At 62.6% G+C, this 21,191-nt stretch carries 21 protein-coding genes; 6 read left to right on the forward strand and 15 right to left on the reverse strand.

All coding sequences use genetic code 11. The features are described from left to right. Positions 1-39: 39 nt before the first annotated feature. The 12 genes from LNV06_RS17435 to LNV06_RS17490 form a co-directional block, all read right to left on the reverse strand. A complete protein-coding gene (locus LNV06_RS17435; RefSeq protein ID WP_263539571.1) occupies positions 40-687 on the reverse strand; it encodes a dihydrofolate reductase family protein in 648 nt (215 codons plus the stop codon). A 56-nt stretch (positions 688-743) separates the two neighbouring features. Then, the gene (locus LNV06_RS17440) at positions 744-1,106 is read right to left on the reverse strand and encodes a hypothetical protein (RefSeq protein WP_263539572.1); all 363 of its coding nucleotides are present in this window, start codon (positions 1,104-1,106) and stop codon (positions 744-746) included. Positions 1,107-1,273: 167 nt separating this feature from the next. Next, positions 1,274-1,723 (reverse strand): bleomycin resistance protein, encoded by a 450-nt coding sequence (locus LNV06_RS17445; RefSeq protein WP_263539573.1) that lies wholly within the window; start codon positions 1,721-1,723, stop codon positions 1,274-1,276. Positions 1,724-1,780: 57 nt separating this feature from the next. Further along, positions 1,781-2,212 carry an excalibur calcium-binding domain-containing protein gene (locus LNV06_RS17450; RefSeq protein WP_263539574.1) on the reverse strand — a complete coding sequence of 144 codons (432 nt, stop codon included), beginning with the start codon at positions 2,210-2,212 and terminating at the stop codon, positions 1,781-1,783. Further along, positions 2,209-2,655: a GNAT family N-acetyltransferase gene (locus LNV06_RS17455; RefSeq protein ID WP_263539575.1), complete on the reverse strand. Its 447-nt coding sequence runs from the start codon at positions 2,653-2,655 to the stop codon at positions 2,209-2,211. The genes LNV06_RS17450 and LNV06_RS17455 overlap by 4 nt, the downstream gene beginning before the upstream one ends. Positions 2,656-3,269: 614 nt before the next feature. Next, positions 3,270-3,503 carry a hypothetical protein gene (locus tag LNV06_RS17460; RefSeq protein ID WP_263539576.1) on the reverse strand — a complete coding sequence of 78 codons (234 nt, stop codon included), beginning with the start codon at positions 3,501-3,503 and terminating at the stop codon, positions 3,270-3,272. 244 nt (positions 3,504-3,747) lie between these two features. Next, positions 3,748-4,302, reverse strand: coding sequence for an Lcl C-terminal domain-containing protein (locus LNV06_RS17465; RefSeq protein ID WP_263539577.1), 555 nt, complete (start codon positions 4,300-4,302; stop codon positions 3,748-3,750). A 102-nt stretch (positions 4,303-4,404) separates the two neighbouring features. Further along, positions 4,405-5,145: a substrate-binding periplasmic protein gene (locus LNV06_RS17470; RefSeq protein WP_263539578.1), complete on the reverse strand. Its 741-nt coding sequence runs from the start codon at positions 5,143-5,145 to the stop codon at positions 4,405-4,407. Between the two features lie 312 nt (positions 5,146-5,457). Beyond that, entirely contained in the window at positions 5,458-5,928 is a 471-nt protein-coding gene (locus LNV06_RS17475) for a hypothetical protein (protein ID WP_263539579.1), read from the reverse strand. Positions 5,929-6,069: 141 nt separating this feature from the next. Beyond that, positions 6,070-7,500: a M16 family metallopeptidase gene (locus LNV06_RS17480; protein WP_263539580.1), complete on the reverse strand. Its 1,431-nt coding sequence runs from the start codon at positions 7,498-7,500 to the stop codon at positions 6,070-6,072. Positions 7,501-7,520: 20 nt separating this feature from the next. Further along, on the reverse strand, positions 7,521-8,912 hold the full coding sequence (locus LNV06_RS17485) for a M16 family metallopeptidase (protein WP_263539581.1): 1,392 nt from the start codon (positions 8,910-8,912) through the stop codon (positions 7,521-7,523). Positions 8,913-9,024: 112 nt separating this feature from the next. Continuing rightward, positions 9,025-11,172 carry a prolyl oligopeptidase family serine peptidase gene (locus tag LNV06_RS17490; protein ID WP_263539582.1) on the reverse strand — a complete coding sequence of 716 codons (2,148 nt, stop codon included), beginning with the start codon at positions 11,170-11,172 and terminating at the stop codon, positions 9,025-9,027. A 309-nt stretch (positions 11,173-11,481) separates the two neighbouring features. On the opposite strand from LNV06_RS17490, the gene LNV06_RS17495 reads away from it, so the two are divergent. Further along, entirely contained in the window at positions 11,482-12,132 is a 651-nt protein-coding gene (locus LNV06_RS17495; protein WP_263539583.1) for an EF-hand domain-containing protein, read from the forward strand. Positions 12,133-12,163: 31 nt separating this feature from the next. Here the strand turns inward: LNV06_RS17495 and LNV06_RS17500 are convergent, their stop codons facing one another. Beyond that, a complete protein-coding gene (locus LNV06_RS17500) occupies positions 12,164-13,243 on the reverse strand; it encodes a GlxA family transcriptional regulator (RefSeq protein ID WP_263539584.1) in 1,080 nt (359 codons plus the stop codon). Positions 13,244-13,285: 42 nt separating this feature from the next. Between LNV06_RS17500 and LNV06_RS17505 the strand changes: the two genes are divergently transcribed. After that, complete coding sequence (locus LNV06_RS17505) at positions 13,286-14,524, forward strand: MFS transporter (protein ID WP_263539585.1); 1,239 nt, start codon at positions 13,286-13,288, stop codon at positions 14,522-14,524. Here the strand turns inward: LNV06_RS17505 and LNV06_RS17510 are convergent. Continuing rightward, entirely contained in the window at positions 14,469-15,434 is a 966-nt protein-coding gene (locus tag LNV06_RS17510) for a DMT family transporter (RefSeq protein WP_263539586.1), read from the reverse strand. The two genes, LNV06_RS17505 and LNV06_RS17510, sit on opposite strands and share 56 nt — an antisense overlap. A gap of 173 nt (positions 15,435-15,607) precedes the next feature. Between LNV06_RS17510 and LNV06_RS17515 the strand changes: the two genes are divergently transcribed. The 3 genes from LNV06_RS17515 to LNV06_RS17525 all read left to right on the forward strand — a co-directional run bounded on the left by LNV06_RS17515 (position 15,608) and on the right by LNV06_RS17525 (position 17,735). After that, a complete protein-coding gene (locus LNV06_RS17515) occupies positions 15,608-16,069 on the forward strand; it encodes an Lrp/AsnC family transcriptional regulator (protein WP_263539587.1) in 462 nt (153 codons plus the stop codon). A gap of 3 nt (positions 16,070-16,072) precedes the next feature. Continuing rightward, positions 16,073-16,636, forward strand: coding sequence for an NUDIX domain-containing protein (locus tag LNV06_RS17520; protein ID WP_263539588.1), 564 nt, complete (start codon positions 16,073-16,075; stop codon positions 16,634-16,636). Positions 16,637-16,766: 130 nt separating this feature from the next. Continuing rightward, positions 16,767-17,735, forward strand: coding sequence for a GGDEF domain-containing protein (locus LNV06_RS17525; RefSeq protein WP_263539589.1), 969 nt, complete (start codon positions 16,767-16,769; stop codon positions 17,733-17,735). Here the strand turns inward: LNV06_RS17525 and LNV06_RS17530 are convergent. Then, positions 17,687-18,988 carry a solute carrier family 23 protein gene (locus tag LNV06_RS17530; protein ID WP_263539590.1) on the reverse strand — a complete coding sequence of 434 codons (1,302 nt, stop codon included), beginning with the start codon at positions 18,986-18,988 and terminating at the stop codon, positions 17,687-17,689. The two genes, LNV06_RS17525 and LNV06_RS17530, sit on opposite strands and share 49 nt — an antisense overlap. Before the next feature lie 374 nt (positions 18,989-19,362). Here LNV06_RS17530 and LNV06_RS17535 point away from each other — a divergent pair, with 374 nt between their 5' ends. Then, on the forward strand, positions 19,363-21,081 hold the full coding sequence (locus LNV06_RS17535; protein WP_263539591.1) for a glycosyl hydrolase family 18 protein: 1,719 nt from the start codon (positions 19,363-19,365) through the stop codon (positions 21,079-21,081). Positions 21,082-21,191: the final 110 nt, after the last annotated feature.

A 21,191-nucleotide genomic window follows, 5' to 3' on the forward strand; every position in this document is an offset into this window, starting at 1 on the left:
CCACGCGCCCGGCGATTTGGCCGGGCCTTGGAGCTCGGCTCACTGCTTGCTCAAGACGATATGTGTCGCTCTTGCCGAGGTCTGATGCTGGGTGCAGGCATAGCCCAAGGCCGGCAGATCCAGGCCTTCGAACAAGCGCTCACCGCGGCCCAAGAGCACCGGTGAGATGGCGATGTGCATTTCGTCGATCAGCCGCAGTCGAAGGTATTGCTGGATCACCTGAACGCCACCGCCCACACGCACATCTTGGCCTTGGGCGGCTTCACGGGCCCGCGCGAGCGCGACCTCCGGGCCTTCGGTGACGAAGTAAAACGTCGTGCCGCCTTCCATCACCAAAGGCGCGCGCGCATGGTGTGTGAGCACAAAAACAGGCACCTGGTAAACCGGCTTCTCACCCCACCAGCCGCGCCAGCTCTCATCCGGCCAGGGCCCGCGCACCGGGCCGAACATGTTTCGGCCCAGAATCCAGGCGCCTACATTGCGAAAGCCGCGCGCCGCGAAGTCATCATCAATACCGGTCTCACCACTCGGCTGGCCAAACAGCTTTTGCTGCACGGTCTGCGTTGGCATCAGCCAGCCATGCAAAGCGCCGCCCCCCACACCCAAGGGGTTCTGCAGGTCCTGATCAGGGCCGGCGCCAAAACCGTCCAGGGAGAGGGTGAAGCTCTCGACGCGAACTCTAGACATGGCAACTGACTCTCTTTGATTGGTTCAAGCAAGATAGGAGTGCCAACGCGGCGGCTTCACTTCCAAAGCGAGAAGAAGGTCAACACATCGACCAAGCCCAAGACCGCGCTGGGCTTGAGCCGCGAAGACGTGGCAAGCGCCACCACGGCAACAGGCTGCAAACGCCGCCACATGAGGCCATAGCCCAGCACTGCCAGTGCGAACCCTCCCGCCGCCACGGCCCAAGATTCCAGCGCAGAGGCCAAGGCAAAAGCCAGCAGGGCCACCAGCACCGAAGCCAGCAAGGGCACGCCCGAGGCTGCCCTTGGGACATAACAGCTTGCCCCGCAAGAGCCACACGCCGCAGGCAGCGCAAGGCTGGAACGCCAAGCACCCAACAAGGAAATGGACTCACTCGCACAAGCGGGGCACTTCAGCATGAGCAACACTCCCTTTTTTTGAATCCACGCGCCGCCGCAAAAAGCCTGGGCGTATCGCGTTATGAATGTACTCGCTTTGCAGCGCGGGCTTGCGATGAAGTTTGCGCTGATCAGGCGTCCATGGACTCCATGGAAAGACAGCACCTTGCGAGCGACCACGGAGCAGCTCAACCCGCCAAGCGAAGGTCCGAGGCCAGCGGGCGCGAACCCAGCGGCTGAGCAAACCGAAACAGATAACCGTCCGGGTCCTGAATCAGGAACTCGCGTTGTCCCTCTTCCGTCTGCGCGTCGACCGCGTACCAGCTTTCCTTCATGGCCTTAAACGGCACAAAACCCGCTGCGGCCAAAGCGGCAGCGATGGCTTCAACATCCTCGATCTCAATCTGAAAATTAATGCCGCGCCCCAGCGGGCGCTCCAATGAGGCCACACGCCATCCATCCGCATGCTCTTGCTCCAGCATGATCTGCGCAGGCCCCAACTCCAGATAGGCGAAGGGCGGGTCCTCGCGACGAAATCGAATCGAAAAGCCAGCGGCACGATAAAAGCGCAAAGACGCTTCGAGCTGCGTCACCGTGAGCTCCGGCACCAGGGCGTTCCAATAGGGTTCTTCAGACATGGTTGTGCTGACTGTTGAATAGCCATCCCATCGACATGCAAAGGCGAGGGTCGGCGCTCACTGATGACCGCACCATTGCTCTTCGCAGGGGATGCCATCCCGATCGCCATCCATCGAGACACCGGGGCAATGGGCCAGGAAGTACTTGGCCTCCTCACACGAACGCATTTGCGAGCAATACTTGCGCTTGTCGCAGGCGAAACCAGGGGCCGTTGCTGCCGCCTGAGGCGCAGCCTTGCTGCTGGCTGGCGCCAAAGACGTGGCGGGCGTACGGCGCTTCTTCTGCTCTTCGGCGTTCAGCGCTTCGATCGACGGGTCTTTTCGAGCCTGGCTCGAAGGACAGGGATCCTGTTGATAGCTGACACTGCCATTGATCAGGCATTTATTGACCGGCGCAGCATTCAGGGCAAGAGCAGACAGGGCAAGAAGCGCAAAGGCAAAGCACCGCTGCGCGCAGGCCGGCTTAGACCGAGAGCCCCATCGACTCATGACGCCCGAGTCCCGCTTGCACCGGCCTTTGCACGCTTGAGCGCCATGCCTATGGACGCCGGAGCCGTCGCCACAAATCCAAACTTCGCATAAAGATCTTTGGCCGGCCCATCGGCAATCAGGCTGACGTAGCCGGTCGCGGGCGCGTTTTCTTCAAGGTAGGTGGAGATCTCTTGCATGATGAGCTTGCCCAGACCTTTGCCCTGATGCTCAGGCAGCACGGCAATGTCCACCACCTGGAAGGCCGTGCCTCCATCGCCGATCACCCGGCCCATGCCGATAGGTTCACCCTGATAAAGCACCTGAACCGCGAAGAGTGAATTCGGCAAGCCCTTTTCCGCGGCCTCTGTTGACTTGGCGCTGAGGCCCGCCCCCACGCGAAGCGCCTGATAGCTTTGGACACTGGGGATCTTGCGAAGTACAGAGTAAAGAGGTGGGGTCATGGTTGAGGCCTGCGGCCGAGTTTTCGAAGTCAAATATACCTAGGGCACGACCAAGCAAGACGGCGGCGACGCTGCCTCAACCTCAGGACAACGGCTCAGGACTCACCGCCCAAGCCTAGTTTGATGCGTAAGCCACAGAGACCTGGGTCAGCTGGCCAAGCCGTTCTGCCGTGGGGCATGTGATGGGAACGATGTAGAAAGCGTAGCCTTCACTGCGCAGTTCCGCGCCACCGGCGATTGCTTTCGCAAAGATCTCCTCACTCTCTGGCGTGGCCTTGAAACATGCACGCTGACCCCGCACAAGACGAAGCGGGTAGGTGGTGGGAACTCCGGTTCGTGCTCTGACGAAGAGTCTACGTTCGCCTGGCGCGAGATCTGCAAGCACATACTCAGATTGCGATAGGCGAGCAAAGGCCTTCCCATCCACACCAACCGTGAGGCTGACGCCACCAGCAGCCATCGCTGGAGATCGATACACCAAGAGCTGAGCATGCTGTCCGTCCTCAAGTCGAGGCAAAGGAAAGATGGTCATCGAGGCGCAAGAGCTCAGCAACAGGCAAGCGGCCGATAGCGAAATTCGTCGACTCAGGTTTCGCAACATTTCCGCACCCCAATCATCGAATGAGCTCAGAGTTCTTCTTTCTTTGCGCTTCGTACGCTTCCCGTATTTTTCTTTGGCAGTTCACCCGGTCCTGCCCGCCGTCTTGATCGCATTGAAGTTCGGCTTGGCGCTGGTTCGTTTTGCTCATCTCGTTCAGCGCTTCGCTGGGGGTTTGAAGGCGGATATTGCTGCATGCAGAAACCAGGCCAAGAACAGACAGTGCGAAGACGATTTGATGGAACTTCATGGGCGGTCGCATTCTGGGTTTTCAGTCGCGCAGTTGTGGCTTGGCAAGGTGAGTTGATGGGCGCGAAAGCGTCAGCGGCGGCGAACTCAACTCGACCGGCTGTTCAGTGATGTCCTGCTCTCGAGTATCCGCGTCGCCACGGTCAAGGAATCAGGCCGAGCGCTTTCGCTGCCAGCCTGCTCTCCCGCGCAGGCGCCTGCCGCATCGCAGCTTTCGTCGGCGTCCTCATCAGCGTTGCTCGACACTATTTCTTGCTCGAATTTGAAGGCGTGCGAACGAGACGAACATGATTCGTATTCCCTTCGTCCGTGGCGGCCCAGGCGTCGCTCGTCCCTATAGCCGACACGAGCGATACGCCCTTGGCTTCCGGGCTGGAAGTCCAGAACGCACCATCAGAACTCCAGGCCGGCTTGGTGGGAAACACCGTCAGGTTTTGCGATGGGTTGTAGCAGTTCGGCTCGCGCAGCGTCAGCAACTCTTTGCGGGTAGGAAGTCGCCAACGCTCCTCGCTTGTGGACAAGGTCGCAGCGAGTGCCTTCGCTTGCTGATAGCTGAGCCTGGGCCCCGGATTGACTGCATCTGGATCATTGGCGATGCAGGTCGAACCATTCCAACTCTGATCCTCGACGCAGCGCATCCAGATCAGATGGGTCGTTTTGTCGTAGACCTGTGAGCCGTCTCCGATGGCCACGAAGTCAGCGGCATTTCGCTTGGGCGGACCTTCGCATTGCTGAGAGGCGCCTGCCTGCAAGCAGGTGAAGGCGGCGCAAACAAGAACGAGAGTCGATGACTTGAACACTAAATTCTCCGCTGATGTATGAGGTCAAGCAAGCCGCTAAGCATACGTTGCCTAACGCTGGAGTTCAGGTGACGGTGCCACCGCGCAGGCTGAATGACCCCTCTATCGATTCACCAACTGGTGTATCGCTGCAGATTCTTGTCGTATCGCCGCATTCAGGCGAGGCAAGACGGCAGCTATCGCTTGCTCACGCTGCGCCGCAAATTGCACGGTTCTGGCAGAGAGGGGAGGAGGCAGCGCCGACAAGCTGAGATTCTCACCACTGGACGCGCGCAACTCTGCCCTTAGGCGTGCTGGATCGGGACCACGGTGAGATGACAAAGCCAGGTAGCGACAACGTCCCGCTCTCAACATAGCCATGCCCTGATCCAGGCTGGAGCCGTAAACCTCCTTGCGGAAAGCCCCGGTGCTCGCCTGGTCAAATTCACTGCCAAATGTGGCACCGCGCATCACACAGACGGAAGTTCCGCGCAGTTCATCAAGTGATTTGATTTCCGCGTCTTCGGACTGGCGAGAAGCCAGCCAACCGTAACTCGTGAGCACAGCGTCGCTGAAGACGAAATTGCGTTCGCGCTCGGGCGTTCTTGCGATGCCAAATGCCAGGACTTCACCGCGCTCAGCCATGCTCAGCATACGCGCCAGCGGCACGGCTTGAATCTCCCACTCGATCGCAGCAGCTCGCGCGAGCAGAGCCATCAGCGGCTCTATCAAGGGCTTTGACGCGCCCTCCATCACGGCCAATGGCACTTTCATTGGTCGTCGATCCGATCGCGCTTCTTGCTCTGACAACGCAGCTCGCGCGGGCTCGCCTGTCAAAAGTGAGGTGCCGACGATACCCAGCATGGTCAAGCAATTTCGACGACGAAGACTCACGCCATCCGGACTGCTCTGGGCCAAGTTCTGCGCACAACTACTCATTCTCATAAGGGATTTCAATGCTCGTGCTGAGCGGGTCGCCGAGTAAACGTTTCCACGACAGCCAAACCGAAGCACACATTCTGATCCGCGCCACCGGCCAGGGCCGCTCGGGGAAGATGTGCAGACGAAGGTCAAGGCCCACAACTCTAAGGCCTGATTCTGCGCTTAGGCTTAAGTGCGAATGAAGGCACAAAAACAAGGAGTTACAGCAAGGCCGGTTGACCGAGTCGTTAGGATTTACTCGCCGACCAGCGCCCACTCTTTCGCACTCAAGCGGCGCAAATCAATTTCAGACCACGAATCAATCTCGCCCGTTGATTGATTCCCAAAGCCGAAGTTGCCGTGCAATCCCTTTGTATTCATGACACCGATGAACTTGGCGGCCAGGACACCGGATTGGCCGTCTTTTGCAATGAGGCTTAGTGATCCAGATTGCGGATCAAACTGGGTTTCTTCAAGAGCGTATTTTTTTCCAGGACAAGTGCCACTTGCGTCATAAAGGACGCCAGAAACAGAGGGCCTTGCCCTGTCTTTTGTATCCAGCCAGAGTTTCACTGAAACTCCGCCGCAGTCACCAGACATGGCAGAGATCTGGACATTTGAAAACGCCCCGAGATACTGACGATGCACCTGACGCTCTTGAGCAAATGCAGCCGAAGTGATGAGGGCAGAGATCCCAACAGTCGCGAAAACTTGAGTGAATTCCATATTGCTCAATTGCTTCTGCGGAGGCAGCCCTCGCTGAGAAGGAAAATGCCGCCAGCAAACTCATCTTTGTGCTGGCAGCACGTCCATACTCGCGGCCAAAGCCTTTGCGCAGTACCGGCGCAAAGGCCGGCGGCGGAAGAATCAGCGGCTCACCTTGAACTCGCCAAATTCCTTCAACTGCTCAGCCACGCCTTTGTCGCCCACCACGATGAGCGACTGGCTCTCGGGCGAGAAGTAGGTCTTGCCGATCTCACGCACCTGCTCGGCCGTGACCTTTTGGATCAGCGGCACATATTGACCCAGGTACTCGGCGGGCAGGCCCACCAGCCAGTTGCTGGCCAGGGTTTGCGCCACCGCGCCTTGCAGCTGGGTGGTCAGCAGATAGCTACCGGCCACATAGCGCTTGGTCATTTGCAGTTCCTCCACCGGCACCAACTCGGTGCCGATGCGGCGGTATTCCTTGATGAACTCCTGCAGGGCTGCGCCAGTGACTTCATTGCGCACATCGGCGCCGCCAGTGATGGCGCCGCCGACGCGGTAAGAGCGCGCACCGGCGCTGGCGCCATAGGTGTAGCCCTTTTCCTCGCGCAGGTTTTGGTTCACCCGGCTAGAGAAACCACTGCCCAGAATGGTGCTGGTCAGGCGCAGCGGCACTTGGTCGGCGCCGTTGGCCGGCGCGCCCGGTCGGCCCAGGCGCACGGTGGATTGCACGCTGCCCTCGCGCTCCAGCAGCACATGCTGGGGCTTGGCCGTCACCGGCGAGGCGGCAATCTCGGCCGGCGCCGGGCCGCTGGCCGCCCAGTCACCAAAAGCAGCTTGCGCCATCTTCAGGCCTTCTTCGGCCGAGACGCGGCCGGTGATGACCAGCAGCGCACGGTCGGGGCGGAAGCGCTTGGCGTGCTCGGCGCGCAGCGCGGCGGCGGTTGTGGCTTCGATGGCCTCGGCAGTTTCTTGGCTGCGACCATAGGGGTGATCGCCGTAGATGGCCGCGTTCAGCGCCTTGCTGGCGCGAAAGCCCGGCTGAGCGCTGGCCACCTTCAGGGCTTGCAAGGCATTCGCCTTGGCCAAAGCCACCTCACCCTCGGGGAAGGACGCGTGACGCGTCACCTCGGCCAGCAGCTTCATCATGCCTTCGGCATGCGATTTGAGCGCATAGGCGGTCAGTGTGATGCCGTCGTTAGCGGCGGTCGCCGCCACGCCACCACCCATGCCTTGGGAAGCCTCGGCGATGGCGCGCGAGTCGCGCTGGGTCGTGCCTTCGTTCAAGAGACCGGCCAGCAGCTTGGCCTGGCCGGGGGCCTTGGCCGCGTCGGCGCCAAAGCCGGCGCCACGCAGTGCCAAAACATAGTCCACACGCGGCAGGCCCTGGCGCGGCAGCACCCAGACTTCCAGGCCGTTGGCCAGCGTCTTCTTGCTGATCTGTGGCACTTGGATGGCTTTGTCCTGGCCGTACTTGGGCAGCTCGGCGGGCATCTTGACTGCTTCAGCAGCCATGGCGCCCAGCGGCAAAGCCAGTAAGGCAGCCGCACTCGCAGCAAGAGCAATTGTGTTCAGCTTGTGATGAATCATCATGGTGAAGGTCTCCCTCGCGTTCAAGGCTTGGTGGCGGTGCTGGCAGCAGCGTCGGCGGCAGGAGCGGCCAACATGGCCACCGGCTTGCGATCAATCACCGAGCGGTTGGCCTGGGTCAGATAGGTCTTGGCCACGCGCTGCACATCGGCCGAGGTGACGGCTTCAATCCAGCCGGGGATCTGGTTCACCACCTTGGCATCGCCCCACAGCGCTTGCAACTTGGCCAAGGTGTCGGCGCGGCTCAAGAAGCTTTCCAGGCCGTTGTACCAATCGGCCAGCAAGCGGGTCTTGACGCGCTTGAGCGTGGCTTCATCCACGCCGTCTTTCACCACCTTGGCGATTTCTTCGTCCATGGCGGCCAGCAGCGTGTCGGCCGTGGTGCTCGGCTTGTAGAGCGCAAAGACCGTGAAGATGGTCGGGCCGTCGTATTCCCAGATGCTGGTCAAGCCGTAGAGCGAGTCGACATTCAGCGCCAGCTCGCGACCCTTGATCAGGCCTTGATAAAAGCGCGAGGCGTCGCCGCCGGCCAGCAACTCGCCCAGCACAGCCATGCCCGGCTGATCTTTGCTGCCGCGATCGGGCATCTTCCAGGCCGCGGCAATAGCCGGCACCTGGGCCAGCTTGTCGCTTTGCTGCAGGCGCTTCTCGGCGCTGTTCAGGCCTTCACGGAAGTCACTGGGCGCCGGCGTGGCGCGCTTGGGGATGGCGGCAAAGTACTTCTCGGCCAGCGCAAAAGCCTTGGCCGGCGTGATGTCTCCGGAGATCGACAGCACCGCGTTGTTGGGGCCGTAATAGTCGCGGTGGAAGGCGCGCACATCGTCGAGGCTGGCGTTCTCCAGATCCTTGAAGCTGCCGTAGCCGTCGTGGTTGTTCTCCCACTTCTCAAAAGCCAGGCCGCCGATGTCGATCCACATAAAGCCGCCGTAAGGCTGGTTCTGCACATTGACGCGGATCTCTTCCTTCACCACGTCTTGCTGGTTCTTCAGCGTGGCCGCGTTGAAGTCCAGGGTCTTCATGCGGTCGGCTTCCAGCCAAAGGATGGACTCCAAGGAGGAGACCGGCGCGGTCTCGATGTAGTTGGTGAAGTCCGGGCGGGTGGAGCCGTTGTTATTGCCGCCACCGCCGGTGATGACCTTGTCGAACACACCCTTGGGCGCCTTGGGCGTGCCCTGGAACATCAGGTGCTCAAACAAATGCGCAAAGCCGGTGCGGTTCTTGGGCTCCAAGCGCATGCCCACCTTGTAGACCACGCTGACGCCGACGGTGGGCGAGCTGTGGTCTTCGGACACCAAGACGGTCAAGCCATTGGCGAGCTTTTTGCTGCTCACCGGCAATTGCCACTGATCGGCAGCTTGCGCGGCCAGCGACAGGGCCAGACCCGCAGCCAGAGTGAACAAAGAGAGTTTGCGCATGGGCACCTCGTTGAGAAGAGAGTTAGAGCGAATGCAGTGAATCCAGCACCAGCAAGTTTTCGTCGCGAGCGGCCGTCAGGCATGAAGGCATGCCGGCCGCGCAGCAGAAAACTCAGGGCGCCGGCATCTTGAAGGTGTTGGCGATGAAGGCCAACATATCCGCGCGCTCCTCGATGATCTTGGAGGTGGGCTTGCCGGCGCCATGGCCGGCTTGCGTCTCGATGCGGATCAACTTCGGTGCGGCGCCGGTGTCGGCGGCCTGCAAGGCGGCGGCGTACTTGAAGCTGTGCGCCGGCACCACACGGTCATCGTGGTCGCCGGTGGTCACCATGATGGCCGGGTACTTGACGCCCGACTTGATGGTGTGCAGCGGCGAGTAAGCCAGCAAAGCCTTGAATTCATCGGCCTTGTCGCTGGAGCCGTAGTCGGGCTCCCAGGCCCAGCCGATGGTGAACTTCTGGAAGCGCAGCATGTCCATCACGCCGACCTGAGGCACCGCAGCGCCAAACAGTTCGGGGCGCTGATTCACCACCGCGCCGACCAGCAGGCCGCCGTTGGAGCCGCCGTTGATGGCCAACTTGGCCGGCTGGGTGTACTTGTTGGCGACCAGCCATTCGCCGGCGGCGATGAAGTCGTCGAAGACGTTTTGCTTCTTCAGCTTGGTGCCGGCCTCATGCCAGGCGGAGCCGTACTCGCCGCCGCCGCGGATCGAGGCCAAGACATAGACGCCGCCCATCTTCATCCAGGTGGCGGCCGTGATGCCGTAGCCCGGCGTCATCGGCACATTGAAGCCGCCATAGCCGTACAGCAGGGTCGGGTTGCTGCCGTCCAGCTTCAGACCCTTTTTGTGGGCGATGAAGACCGGGAAGCGGGTGCCGTCCTTGCTGGTGACGAAGGCGCGTTGGGTCTCGAACTGATCGGCATCAAACGCCGTTTGCGGGCGCTTGAACAGCTCGACCTTGTTGCTCGCCACATCCAAGCGGTAGATCGAGCTGGGCGTGGTCAAGCTGGTGTAGTTGAAGAAGGTTTCCTTGTCGGAGGCGCGGCCGGCAAAGCCACTGGCCGTGCCGACGCCGGGCAACTTGACCTCGCTGAGTGCGCGGCCATCCAGGCCATGCACACGCACCACGGTCGAAGCGTCGCGCAGATAGCTCAACAGCAAGCGGCCGCCCACCACCGAGGCGCCGGTCATGGCGTCGCCGCCTTCGGCCACCAGCGTCTTCCAGGCTTCCTTGCCCGAGGCCTTCAAATCAACCGCGATCAAGCGGCCGCGCGGTGCGTCCTTGTCGGTCTTGATGATCAAGCTGTTGCCGTTCAACGCGACCGGCACATATTGCGCATCAAAGGCCAGGCTGATGGCCTTGGGCTCGCCGCCGGCATAAGCACCCTTGACCAGCGGCAGCACCATCAAGCCGTTTTTCTCGCCGCCCTTCCAGACGGTGATGAACACGGCCTTGCCGTCATCCGAGACCTCGGCGCCAAAGCCCCATTCCTTTTCATTCGGGTTGGCGGCCACCAGTTGGTCGGCCGACTGCGGCGTGCCCAGGCGGTGATAGAACAGCTTTTGGAAGTAGTTGGCGCCGGTCAGCGCCGCGCCTTCGGCCGGCTCGTCGTAGCGCGAGTAGAAGAAGCCCTTGCCGTCGGGTGTCCAGGCGGCGCCGGAGAACTTCACCCAGTTCAGTTGGTCGGCCAGGTCTTTGCCAGTGCTCAGATCGCGCACCTTCCAGGTTTGCCAGTCGGAGCCGGCGGCGGCCACGCCATAGGCCAGCAGCTTGCCGTCGCGCGAGGCGGCATAACCTCCCAAAGCGGCGGTGCCGTCCTTGCTCAGCGTGTTCGGGTCCAAGGCCACCATCGGCTCGGCCTTCAGCGACTTGGCGGTGTAGAGCACGGCTTGTTGTTGCAGGCCGTTGTTGCGAGTCCAGAAATAGCGGCCGCCTTCCTTGAAGGGGATGCCGAACTTCTCAAAGTTGTAAAGCTCGGTGTAGAGCTTGCGCACCGGCATGCGCTGCGGCATCGCGTCCAGGAAGGAGTCGGTCACCTGATTTTGCGACTTGACCCAGGCCTTGGTCTGCTCGCTGTTGTCGTCTTCCAGCCAGCGGTAGGGGTCGGCCACGACGGTGCCGTGGTAGTTGTCGGTCTGCTCGACCTTGGCGGTGACCGGGTAGGTCGGCGCGTTTTGGGCCTGCGCTGAGTTCAACGCGAACAGAGTCAAAGCGGCCAATGCCACGGCCTTGTGGGCCATCGTTTTTCTAAGAGTCATCAAAATCGTCCTGTTGTGTCTTGACCTGGTCCGGTCCCCAAAGCCCGTCCTCATGAGCTGCGTCAAAAGCTGCCGCATTCTGGCAAGGAAGCCGGGGTATGACGAAAGACAGGGGTGAGCTTTCGACGGAAAAAGCGTGATTTGCGGGTTTCCACCAAGCTCGTGCCTTTAGGTAGAGCAAAGTAAAGAGGGGCAAGTTGAGTCGCCGGGTGCCGACAACAAATGCAGGAGCCGAACTCATTCATGCCCAGCCCACAGGGCTTGCTGCTCGGCCCCCGCCTTTGTTCAGGCCAAGAAAGCGAGTCCCCCATGATTGCAAGCACCAGCAATAGCAGCAGTTCCAATCCACCTTATGCCCTGGCCAATGAACAGGCGCGTACGAGCAGAAGCCGCGCCGGGCCCAGCGACGCCCAGGCCGAAGACCTGTTCAAGCAGATGGACAGCGGGGGCAAGGGCTATGTGACGGCGACCGATGCCCAGGCCTTCATGGTCAAGATCTCAGCTCAAGGAGCACGCCTGGCCGAAGCCTCTTCAGAGCAGCAGCAAGAAGCGCAACAGAAATTCAGCCAGGCAGATAGCAACGGCGACGGCCAGCTCAGTCTGAGCGAGTTCAAACAGGGCCTGGCGCAAAGACCGCCCCCACCCGCCGGCGCCGGCCCTGCCCATGGCAAGCCCGATGGCGGCGGTGATGGCGGCGGTGATGGAGGCCCACACACAGCCGGCCGTCCTAGCGGTGCAGCGCGGGGCGCACCGCCCGCCCCAGCTGCCGGTGCCGCCACGTCGGGCAGCAGCAACAGTGGCAAGAGCTACGAGGCCGCCGATGCCAACCAAGACGGAAAAGTCAGCGAACCGGAACGCCAGGCCTATGCGCTGAAGCACCCGAAGCAGGATCAGCTTCAGGCGCCAACTCAAACGCAAGCAGCCCTGCAGAGCTATAGAGAAGTGGCGGAGCTGGCGTGAATGCAAGCATGCGGCCGAGCACCGCAGGCCTTTAGTTCAGCCTCGGCGCCGGGCTTGAAAAGCGCTGCCGGTACTGCTGCGGCGTGATGCCGGCATGGCGCTTCAGACTGCGCTGCAAGCTGTCCACCGAGCCAAAGCCGGCCCGCTGCGCCACCCGCTCCAAGGGCCAGGCGCTTTGCTCCAAATAGCTCTTGGCGCGGTCCAGGCGCAGAGCTTCGACAAAGCGGGCCGGCGTTTGGCCGGTCTCGCTGAGAAAGAGCCGCGCGAAATGGCGCTCGCTCATATGTGCGCGCTCGGCCAAGGCCGCCACGCCCAGGTCTTGGGCGGGGTGTTCCACCATCCACAGCAGCAGCGCGGCCAGGCGCCGCTCACTACTGCTGGCATTGCCGGCCTGCTCGGCGCGGCTGGCCTGGGTCTGCGCCTGCAGGCCGGCCGAATACTGTGACTGCCCGCCGGGGCGGCGCAAAAACAGCACCAAATTGCGCGCCACCTGCAGAGCCAGGGCCTGACCCAGATCGGCCTCCACCAGCGCCAGCGAGAGATCAATCGCCGCCGTGATGCCGGCCGAGCTGTAGAGCGGCGGGTCGGCCACAAAGATGGCGTCGGGCTCCAAATTCACCTGGGGGTAAAGCGCCGCCAGCCGCTCGCAATACTGCCAATGCGTGGTGGCGCGGCGGCCATCCAAGAGCCCCGCCGCCGCCAAGGCAAAGGCTCCGGTGCAGACGCTGCCCATGCGCCGCACCTGGCCCACGCGCCGCTGCAGCCAAGGCACCACTTGGGGCACCGAACCCGGCTGCTCCAACACCTCGTCATTGCCGCCCACCACCAAGACGGTATCGATGGCGCCGCGCAGCGCCGCCAGCGCCGTCGTCGGGCCGAGCTGCAGGCCTGAGTTGCTGGTGATAGGCCCACCCTCCGGCGAGGCCAGCAGCAGGCGGTAGGGCCTCGGACGGCCGGCCTCTTGGCAATAGGTGTTGGCCTTGCTGAAGACCTCCCAGGGGCCGGTGACGTCCAGCGACTGGCAACCCTCGTAGACCACCAGCACGATGGTCTTGGGCGCTTGGGACTCGGCAGCCCGTTCCTTTTTTGCTTTGGCAGTTTTTGCGGTCATTGTGTCAAACCAGACATAGCCCCCCAGCATAAGCTCTAAGCCATGAACACGCAAAACCCCTTGTCCACTGTCCGCCTCTTGGTCTTCAGCCAAGCGCTCTTTGTGTGCGGCTCGGCCATCGGCCTCACGCTGACCGGCCTGGTCGGCGCGATGCTGGCACCCAGTCGCGCACTCGCCACCCTGCCCTATGCGCTGGTGACGCTGGCCACGGCCTTCAGCACCATTCCGGTCTCGCTGCTGATGCTGCGCTGGGGGCGGCGCCGCGTTTTCATGATGGGCAGCGTGGCCGGTGCGCTGGGCGGGGCCCTGGCGGCCTGGGCGATTGTGCGCAATGACTTTCTGCTCTTTTGCCTGGCCAATATGGGCCTGGGCCTATTCGCCGCCAGCGCCCAGTACTACCGCTTCGCCGCCAATGAGGCCGCGCCGGCCGAGCACAAAGCGCGTGCAATTGCCTGGGTCATCAGCGGCGGCGTGCTGGCCGCGCTGATCGGTCCCACGCTGGCGGCCTGGGCGCGCGAGGCTGTGCCGCGCCACAGCTTTGCCGGCTCTTACCTGGTCTTGGCGGGGTTGGCCTTGTTGTCGGCGCTGGTGCTCAGCCGGCTGGGTTTAGCGCTAGCCCGGCCGGCCACGCCAACAGGCCCGCAGGCTGCAACTGAGAGCGACAAGACACCGCTGCGCCAACTCTTGCGCCGACCGGTCTTCATCACCGCCGCCGGCCACAGCGCCTTGGCGGCGGGCTTGATGATGTTTGTGATGACCTCCACACCGCTGGCCGTCTTGGGCTGCGGCTTGGGCGTGGAGCAGGCGGCCTCGGTGATCCAGTGGCACTTGCTGGCCATGTTTGCGCCGGGCTTTTTCAGCGGCCGCTTGATTGCGCGCTGGGGCGTGCTGCGGGTGCTGTGGCTGGGTGCAGCCTTGTTCGGCGCCGGCAGCCTCTTGGCCTTGAGCGGGCTGAGCCTGCCGCATTTCGGCCTGGCTTTGATGCTCAATGGCGCGGCCTGGCATTGCATGTTTGTCGGCGCCAGCACGCTGCTGACGCAAGGCTTGGCGGCCGACAGTCCGGCCGACCGCGCCCGCGCCCAAGCGGCCAATGAATTCATCACCGCCAGCGTGGCAGCCAGTTGCGCTTTGCTGGCCGGCTGGGTGTTTGAGCGCTATGGCTGGGCCACGGTGCAGGCGGCCATCTGGCCGGGCCTGCTGACGGCCGCTGCCCTGGCCGCTTGGTTCAGCGGGCGCGCTGGCTCCACAAAACCCCAGCCGCAATCAACAGCATGCCGATGATGGTGGCGCCGTCGGGCTGTTCGCCAAACAGCGGCAGGGCCAGCAGCGTGGCCAGCACCGGCGTCAGGGCGCCCGCGGTGGCGCTGCGCTGTGCGCCCAGGCGAGCCACGGCAAAGCTGTAGCTCAGCGTGGAGATCAGGCCCACGCCAATGCTTTGAATGCCCAGCTGCAAAAGCCATTGCTGGCCTGAGAGTTGCGGCAGGCCGAAACTGGCCACGCCGCCCTGAGCGAATTGCCACAGCAGCAGGGGCAGCAGCAAAAGCAAAGACACGCTGGAGATCATGGCCGCCGCCTCGATCGGCGCCAGCTTGGCTTCACGCAGCGCCAGCGTGTAAGCCGACCACATCAAGCTGCCCAGCAAAAACATGGCGTAACCCTGAGCCAGACCGGCATGGCCGGCCTTCATGGCCAACAGGGTCGCGATGCCGGCGGCAATGCACAGCAGGGCCGGCCAACGCGCCAGCGCCGCGCGGCCATGCAGGGCCGCCGCCAGCAAGGCGGTGAAGAGCGGCAAGGTACCGGGAATCAGCGTGGCGCCATCGGCCACCGGCGCATGCCGCATGCCCCAGCCGGCCACGAGGAAGTAAGGCAGGCCCGCGCCCGCCACGATCAAGACCCAGAGCTTGGCCGGCACCGCCGCAAAACGCGCCCGCCGACGCCACAAGAGCGGCGCAAACAAAAGCCCGGCCGGGCCAAAGCGCAGCAGTGCCAGCTCGGCCGGCGGCAAGGCCGCGCGAGCACCGGCACGCAAGGAGATGAAGAACGCCGCCCAGATGCACAGCGTCAAGGCCAAGGCCGCCCAACCCAGCAGCTCATACCGCCCGAAAGCCGAGGCCTTTTTCAGCTGGGGTGTGGCGCTGGCGGCAGGAGCCGAAGCAAGGGAAACCGAAGGAACAACAGGGCTGGACATGGGCGCTCGAAGACAGAAAAGGCAAATGCCGCCCAGACAGCAGGCGGCATGGAGCGAAATTTTCCGGCGCCACCGCGAGCGAATTCGGCCCTATTCACGCCACTCAGCTCTGAAATTGAGCGAATTCAAGCTCTATGATTCTGAAAATTGATGGAAATCACCCAAACCCAATCATGGACCGCATCGACCTCCAACTGCTGGAACTGCTGCAGCGCGACGGCCGCCTGAGCATTGCCGAACTTGCCGAGCGCGTGGCCTTGTCGCAAAGCCCCTGCGCCCGCCGCCTCAAGCGCCTGGAAGACGAAGGCTTCATCGCCGGCTACCGCGCGGTGCTGGACCGCAAGGCAGTGCAGCTGGCGACCACGGTCTTCGTCAATGTGCGGCTGATGCACCACCGCGAGGATGCGGTGCAGCAATTCGAGGCCGCCATGGAGGCCATGGCCGAGGTGGTGGCCTGCCATGTGGTGTCGGGTGCGCACGACTATCTGCTGGAGGTGGTGGTGAACGAGCTGAGCAGCTACGAGCACATCGTGCGCCGCCTGCAGGCCCTGCCCATGGTGCAAGACATCACCAGCAATTTCGCCATCCGCTGCGTCAAGAGCGGCGCGCCCCTGCCTTTGAAAATGGGGTTGTGAGTCATGACGAAAAAGTTCAGAGAAGCCATTCGCGCCGAGATCGAGTCCATTGAAGCGCTGGACGCCCTCGAAGCCCAGCAGCAGCGCGAGGCCCTGGCCTGGGTGGACTCGGGCGCCGAGTTGGCGCGCCTGGCCAAGCCGGCCACGCCACCCATGCATCTGGTGTCCTACTTTGCGGTGGTGGCGCCGGGCCAGCTGCTCTTGGTGGACCACAAGAATGCGCAGCTCTGGCTGCCCTCGGGCGGCCATGTGGAGCCGGGCGAGCACCCGCGTGAGACGGTGGCTCGCGAGTTGATCGAAGAGCTGGGCTTTGCGTCGCCGCACCCGATTGGCGCGCCGCTGATGATCACGCGCAGCGACACCGTGGGCCTAACGGCCGGGCACACCGATGTGTCGCTTTGGTACGTGGTGCATGCCAACCGCGACCAAGTGCTGCACTTCGACCGCGAAGAGTTCCACGCGGTGCGCTGGTTCGCCTGGGACGAAGTGCCGCTCGAGCGCAGCGACCTACATATGGCCCGCTTTCTGCGCAAACTGGCGATTCAGGAAGAGCAGTACTTCGGCTGAAAGCCACGCCTGAGCCACACGCGTCTACCGGCCACTTGCCTTTTGAGGCGCCGCTCGGGCTAGGATGGCTTTGCGAGAAATTCACCTTTCGCCGCTTTGTCCAGCCGCCCTTCTTGAAGCTAGGTCACGCATGGCACTCCAGACCCCCGAAGCCTTGGCGCTGCAGTTGATGACGCTGCATGCCGACAGCCCGCAACCATTCGCGCTGTTCGATCCGCACGATGTGCTGTGCTTCGCCAACGAGGCTTTTTGCCAGGCTTTTGACACCCGACCCGATGGCCAAACGCGCTGGATCGACATGATGCGCGCCAACTTGGCCAAGCAGCGCGGCAATGTGGTGTCTTCGAGCGATCAAGAAGCCTGGCTGGCCGCTGCGGCTTCACGCCGGGGCAAGCAGCCCTTCCGTGCCTTTGAAGCCGATCTGCGCGACGGCCGCTGGATCTGGATGAGCGAGACCACCCATGCGAACGGCTGGATGCTGTGCTGCGCCAGTGACATCACCGCACTGAAGACCGATGACCGCGCCCTTCGGCAGGAACGCGACAAGGCCTTGCGCGCCGCCCTGACCGACCCTTTGACCGGCATCAGCAACCGCCGCCACTTCATGCAACAGCTGGACGAGCAGTTGGCAGAGTTCGCGCAGCAAGGCACACCCTTGGCCCTGGCCGTGTTGGACCTGGACCACTTCAAGTCCATCAACGACAGTCTGGGGCACGATGCCGGCGATCAGGTGATCCGCAATTTCGCCCACTTGCTGCAGCAATGCAGCCGCCGTGGCGACGGCTGCGGACGCATGGGCGGCGAAGAGTTCATGCTGCTGATGCGAGAGGTGGACGCCGACCAAGTGCAGGCCATTCTGCAGCGATTGCAAGACCAGGTCAGCGCCTCACGTCCCTTGTGCAAGCACCCCGAGCGCGGCTACAGCTTCTCGGCCGGCCTGGCCCTGGCACAGGCCGGCGAGTCCGTCGAGCAATGGTGCAAACGAGCCGATCAGGCGCTCTACCAGGCCAAGGCTCAGGGACGCAATCGTTGCGTCCTGAGCGCGCCCGCTCAGTGCCCCGAGGCGCTTTTCTTGCCACCGAAGGACAGCAAGGCGTAAAGCACGATGGCGCCGAAGGTCGCGGTGCCAATGCCACCCAGCGACATACCGCCGAATTTGAGCGTGTAATCGCCGGTGCCCAGAATCAAGCTGATGGCCACCACCATCAGATTGCGGCTGTCGGTGAAGTCCACCCGGTTGTCCACCCAGATCTTGGCGCCAGCCACCGCAATCAAGCCGAACACCACGATGCTGACGCCGCCCATCACCGCCAGCGGAATGGCCTGGATCAGCGCACCAAACTTGGGGCTGAAGCCCAGCAGCACGGCCAAGAGCGCGGCCACCACAAAGATGGCGGTGGAGTAAATGCGCGTGGCGGCCATCACGCCGATGTTCTCGGCATAAGTGGTGACGCCGGTGCCGCCGGCAGCGCCGCTGACCATGGTGGCCAGGCCATCGCCCATGAAGGCGCGGCCCATATAGACATCGAGGTTTTGCCCGGTCATGGCGCTGACGGCCTTGATGTGGCCGAGGTTCTCCGCCACCAGGATCAAGACCACCGGGGCGATCAGCAAAATGGCATTCGCATCGAAGACCGGCGCTGCAAAACGCGGCCAGCCAAACCAGGCCGCAGCGGCCACGGCCGAGAAATCAATCGGCTTGCCCAGCCCCAAGCCATTGGTCAGCAGCGCGTAAATCACGCTGGCCAGCAGCAAGCCAATCAGAATCAACAAGCGCTGCGCCATGCCACGCGAGTACACCGCCACCAGGGCCACGCTGAGGAAGGTGGCGCCTTGCATCCAGGCGTCAAAGCCGGTCGGCGCCATATTCTTGATCGGGATGGCGGCCAGGTTCAGGCCAATCACCGCCACCACCGCGCCGGTCACCACCGGCGGCATCAAACGCTCAATCCAAGCGGTGCCGATCGCGCTGACCAAGGCGCCCACCAGGAAGTACAGCGCGCCGCAAACAATGATGCCGCCCAGGGCCACACCGATATTGGCGTTCAAGCCACTGCCGCCATAGCCGCTGGCGGCGATCACCACGCCGATAAAGGCAAAGCTCGAGCCCAGATAGCTGGGCACCCGACCGCCGACCATGCAGAAGAAGATCAGCGTACCGATGCCGCTCATCAAAATCGCCACATTGGGGTCGAAGCCCATCAGCAGCGGCGCCAAGACGGTGGCGCCAAACATGGCGATCACATGCTGCAAGCCCATGGCCAGGGTTTGCGGCCAGGGCAGGCGTTCATCGGGGGCGACGGCGCGGCCTTGCGAAGCGCTGACCTCGCGCCATTGAGTCAAAAAGCTCATAAGTTTTTTCATCCAAGTTGTGCTGCAGCAGTGTATTGAGCCTGGACGCTTCGGGGCTCCGGAGCACTACTCATGCGCGCGGAGCCCGCACCCAGCTGGCCTCGGCCCCGAGTGGTTGCTGACTGGCCTGCAAACTTTTTGGCCGACAAGCTGGGGATTTATCTGAATAGGTAAGCAAATATAAACAGGCATCTCCAGTTGTAATAATTGGACTGGAATTGGTAATACCGTTTGATGAACGAAGACCGGGTACGGCACATTCACGCTCGAGTGCGGCGCAGCAGTAGAAACAAACCGCGCGACAGGGGCATCAGGCCAGCAGAAAAGAAAAGACAAATCTGCACCGGTATTCAAACTCAACTCAATTGCCAATCATGAACAAACTCTCCGCTCTGACCCTGGCCCTGCTGGCCCATTCGGCTTTTGCAGCGAGTCCGGCCTGGAAACCTGACACCTTTTATGCCGCGGGCACGGTGGTTTCCTATCAAAACAAGGAATATCGGGCCTTGGTGAATCAGGTGGACTATGTCAGCACTGGTTGGAACCCCAGCAATACCAGTCTTTGGACACCAGTTGCAGCAACGGGCGGCAACCCGGCGCCTTCACCGGCACCCTCGCCCGCCCCCACTCCAGCCCCAAGCCCCACGCCCACACCGCCGGCCGCAGCTGGCAACTGCGAATTGCCCTGGGACGCCAACCAGGTCTATCTGGGCGGCCAAAAAGCCAGCCTGAACGGACAACGCTACAGCGCCAATTGGTGGACTCGTGGAGACAATCCGCAAAGCGCCAGCGGCCCAGCCGGCAGTGGCAAACCTTGGACGCTGCTGGGAGCTTGCTCGGGCACGGCACCTTCGCCCTCGCCTTCGCCCTCGCCTTCGCCCTCGCCATCCCCTGCACCCAGCCCATCCCCAGCGCCTTCTCCGGCACCTTCCCCCGCACCATCCCCAGCGCCCGCACCCGCCCCCGTGCCCGGCGGCGCACTGCCGCCCGAAGCGCTCAGCGCCAATTCCGCCGGCCGGGTTTATGTCGGTTATTACCCCTCCTGGAGCGATAACTGGTTTGACGCCAGCGGCAAATCGGCTGCCGAGGTTTACAAACTCAGCAAACTGGCGCGGATTCCCGCCAATTACACCCATGTGATGCTTTCATTTGCTGACCCAAGTTTCAGCTGGGCGGGGCTCAGCAGCAATACCTGGTCGGGCACCGGCATTAATTTCAACGGCCGTCCTTCAGATATCAAGGCAGCGATTGATGTATTGCATAAGCGCAATATCAAGGTGATATTGGCAGTGGGCGGCGCCACCTATGGCAATTGGACGGCTTTGGCCGCCGAGGGTCAGGCCGGCCAAGGCCCCATCATCAACGCGCTGGCCCAAATCATGCGCGATTTGAATATCGATGGTTTGGACGTCGACTATGAACTCGATGCCAATGTGGACCAATATGCCAACGCCACCAAGGCCATGCGCCGGGCGGTGGATCTGGCCGGCAACGGCCGCATCCTCAGCGCCGCCGGCTGGTCAACCGGCGCCGACTGCACCGCGCTGACCAGCGCCCAAGCCGGCTGCTCGGGGCGCCTGTCTTACTGGGGCGGCAATGCCGGCCGTGAGCGCCAGTTGGCAGCGCTGTATCCGGCCGTGGCGCAAGGCCTGGACATGGTTAACGTGATGTCCTACGACGCTCGCTTCGAAAACTACGACGGCGTGACCGCCTGGAACGACTATCGCAGCCTGTTCTCTGCCAAAACCATTGTGTCGATTGGCCTGGAGTCTTCCCCGGAAGGTTGGGCCGGCGGCAATTTGGTGGTGAATGACGCCGATGCCCAATGCACTGGCTCCCGCAACCTGAAGACGCAATACGGCGCCACGCTGAATCTGCCCTACTCGGTGGAGCGCTACACCAATGCGGTCTTGAAGAGCCAGCACCCGAACCGCAATCCGCGCGACGGCGCCATGCTCTGGAGCATTCTGAAGACCGCCAATGGCGCTTGCGGCAGCGCGGCCCTGGCTTCGCCGGGCAGCATAGGCAAGAAGGTCTCCGAGCTCTTCGGCCAGAGCAATGACCCGCTCTTGCAAGGCACTGAGTGGAAGTAAGGCCTTAATCAGCTTCACGCCATGCGGGCCTGTGCAAAACGCGCCAAACGCGGCACCGGCCCGCAGCTGCTAGTGCAAGTACAAGTGCAAGCGGCCCCCAACAAGAGGAG

It is taken from the genome of Paucibacter sp. Y2R2-4, from assembly GCF_025717535.1.
Classification (GTDB): Bacteria; Pseudomonadota; Gammaproteobacteria; order Burkholderiales; family Burkholderiaceae_C; genus Paucibacter_A.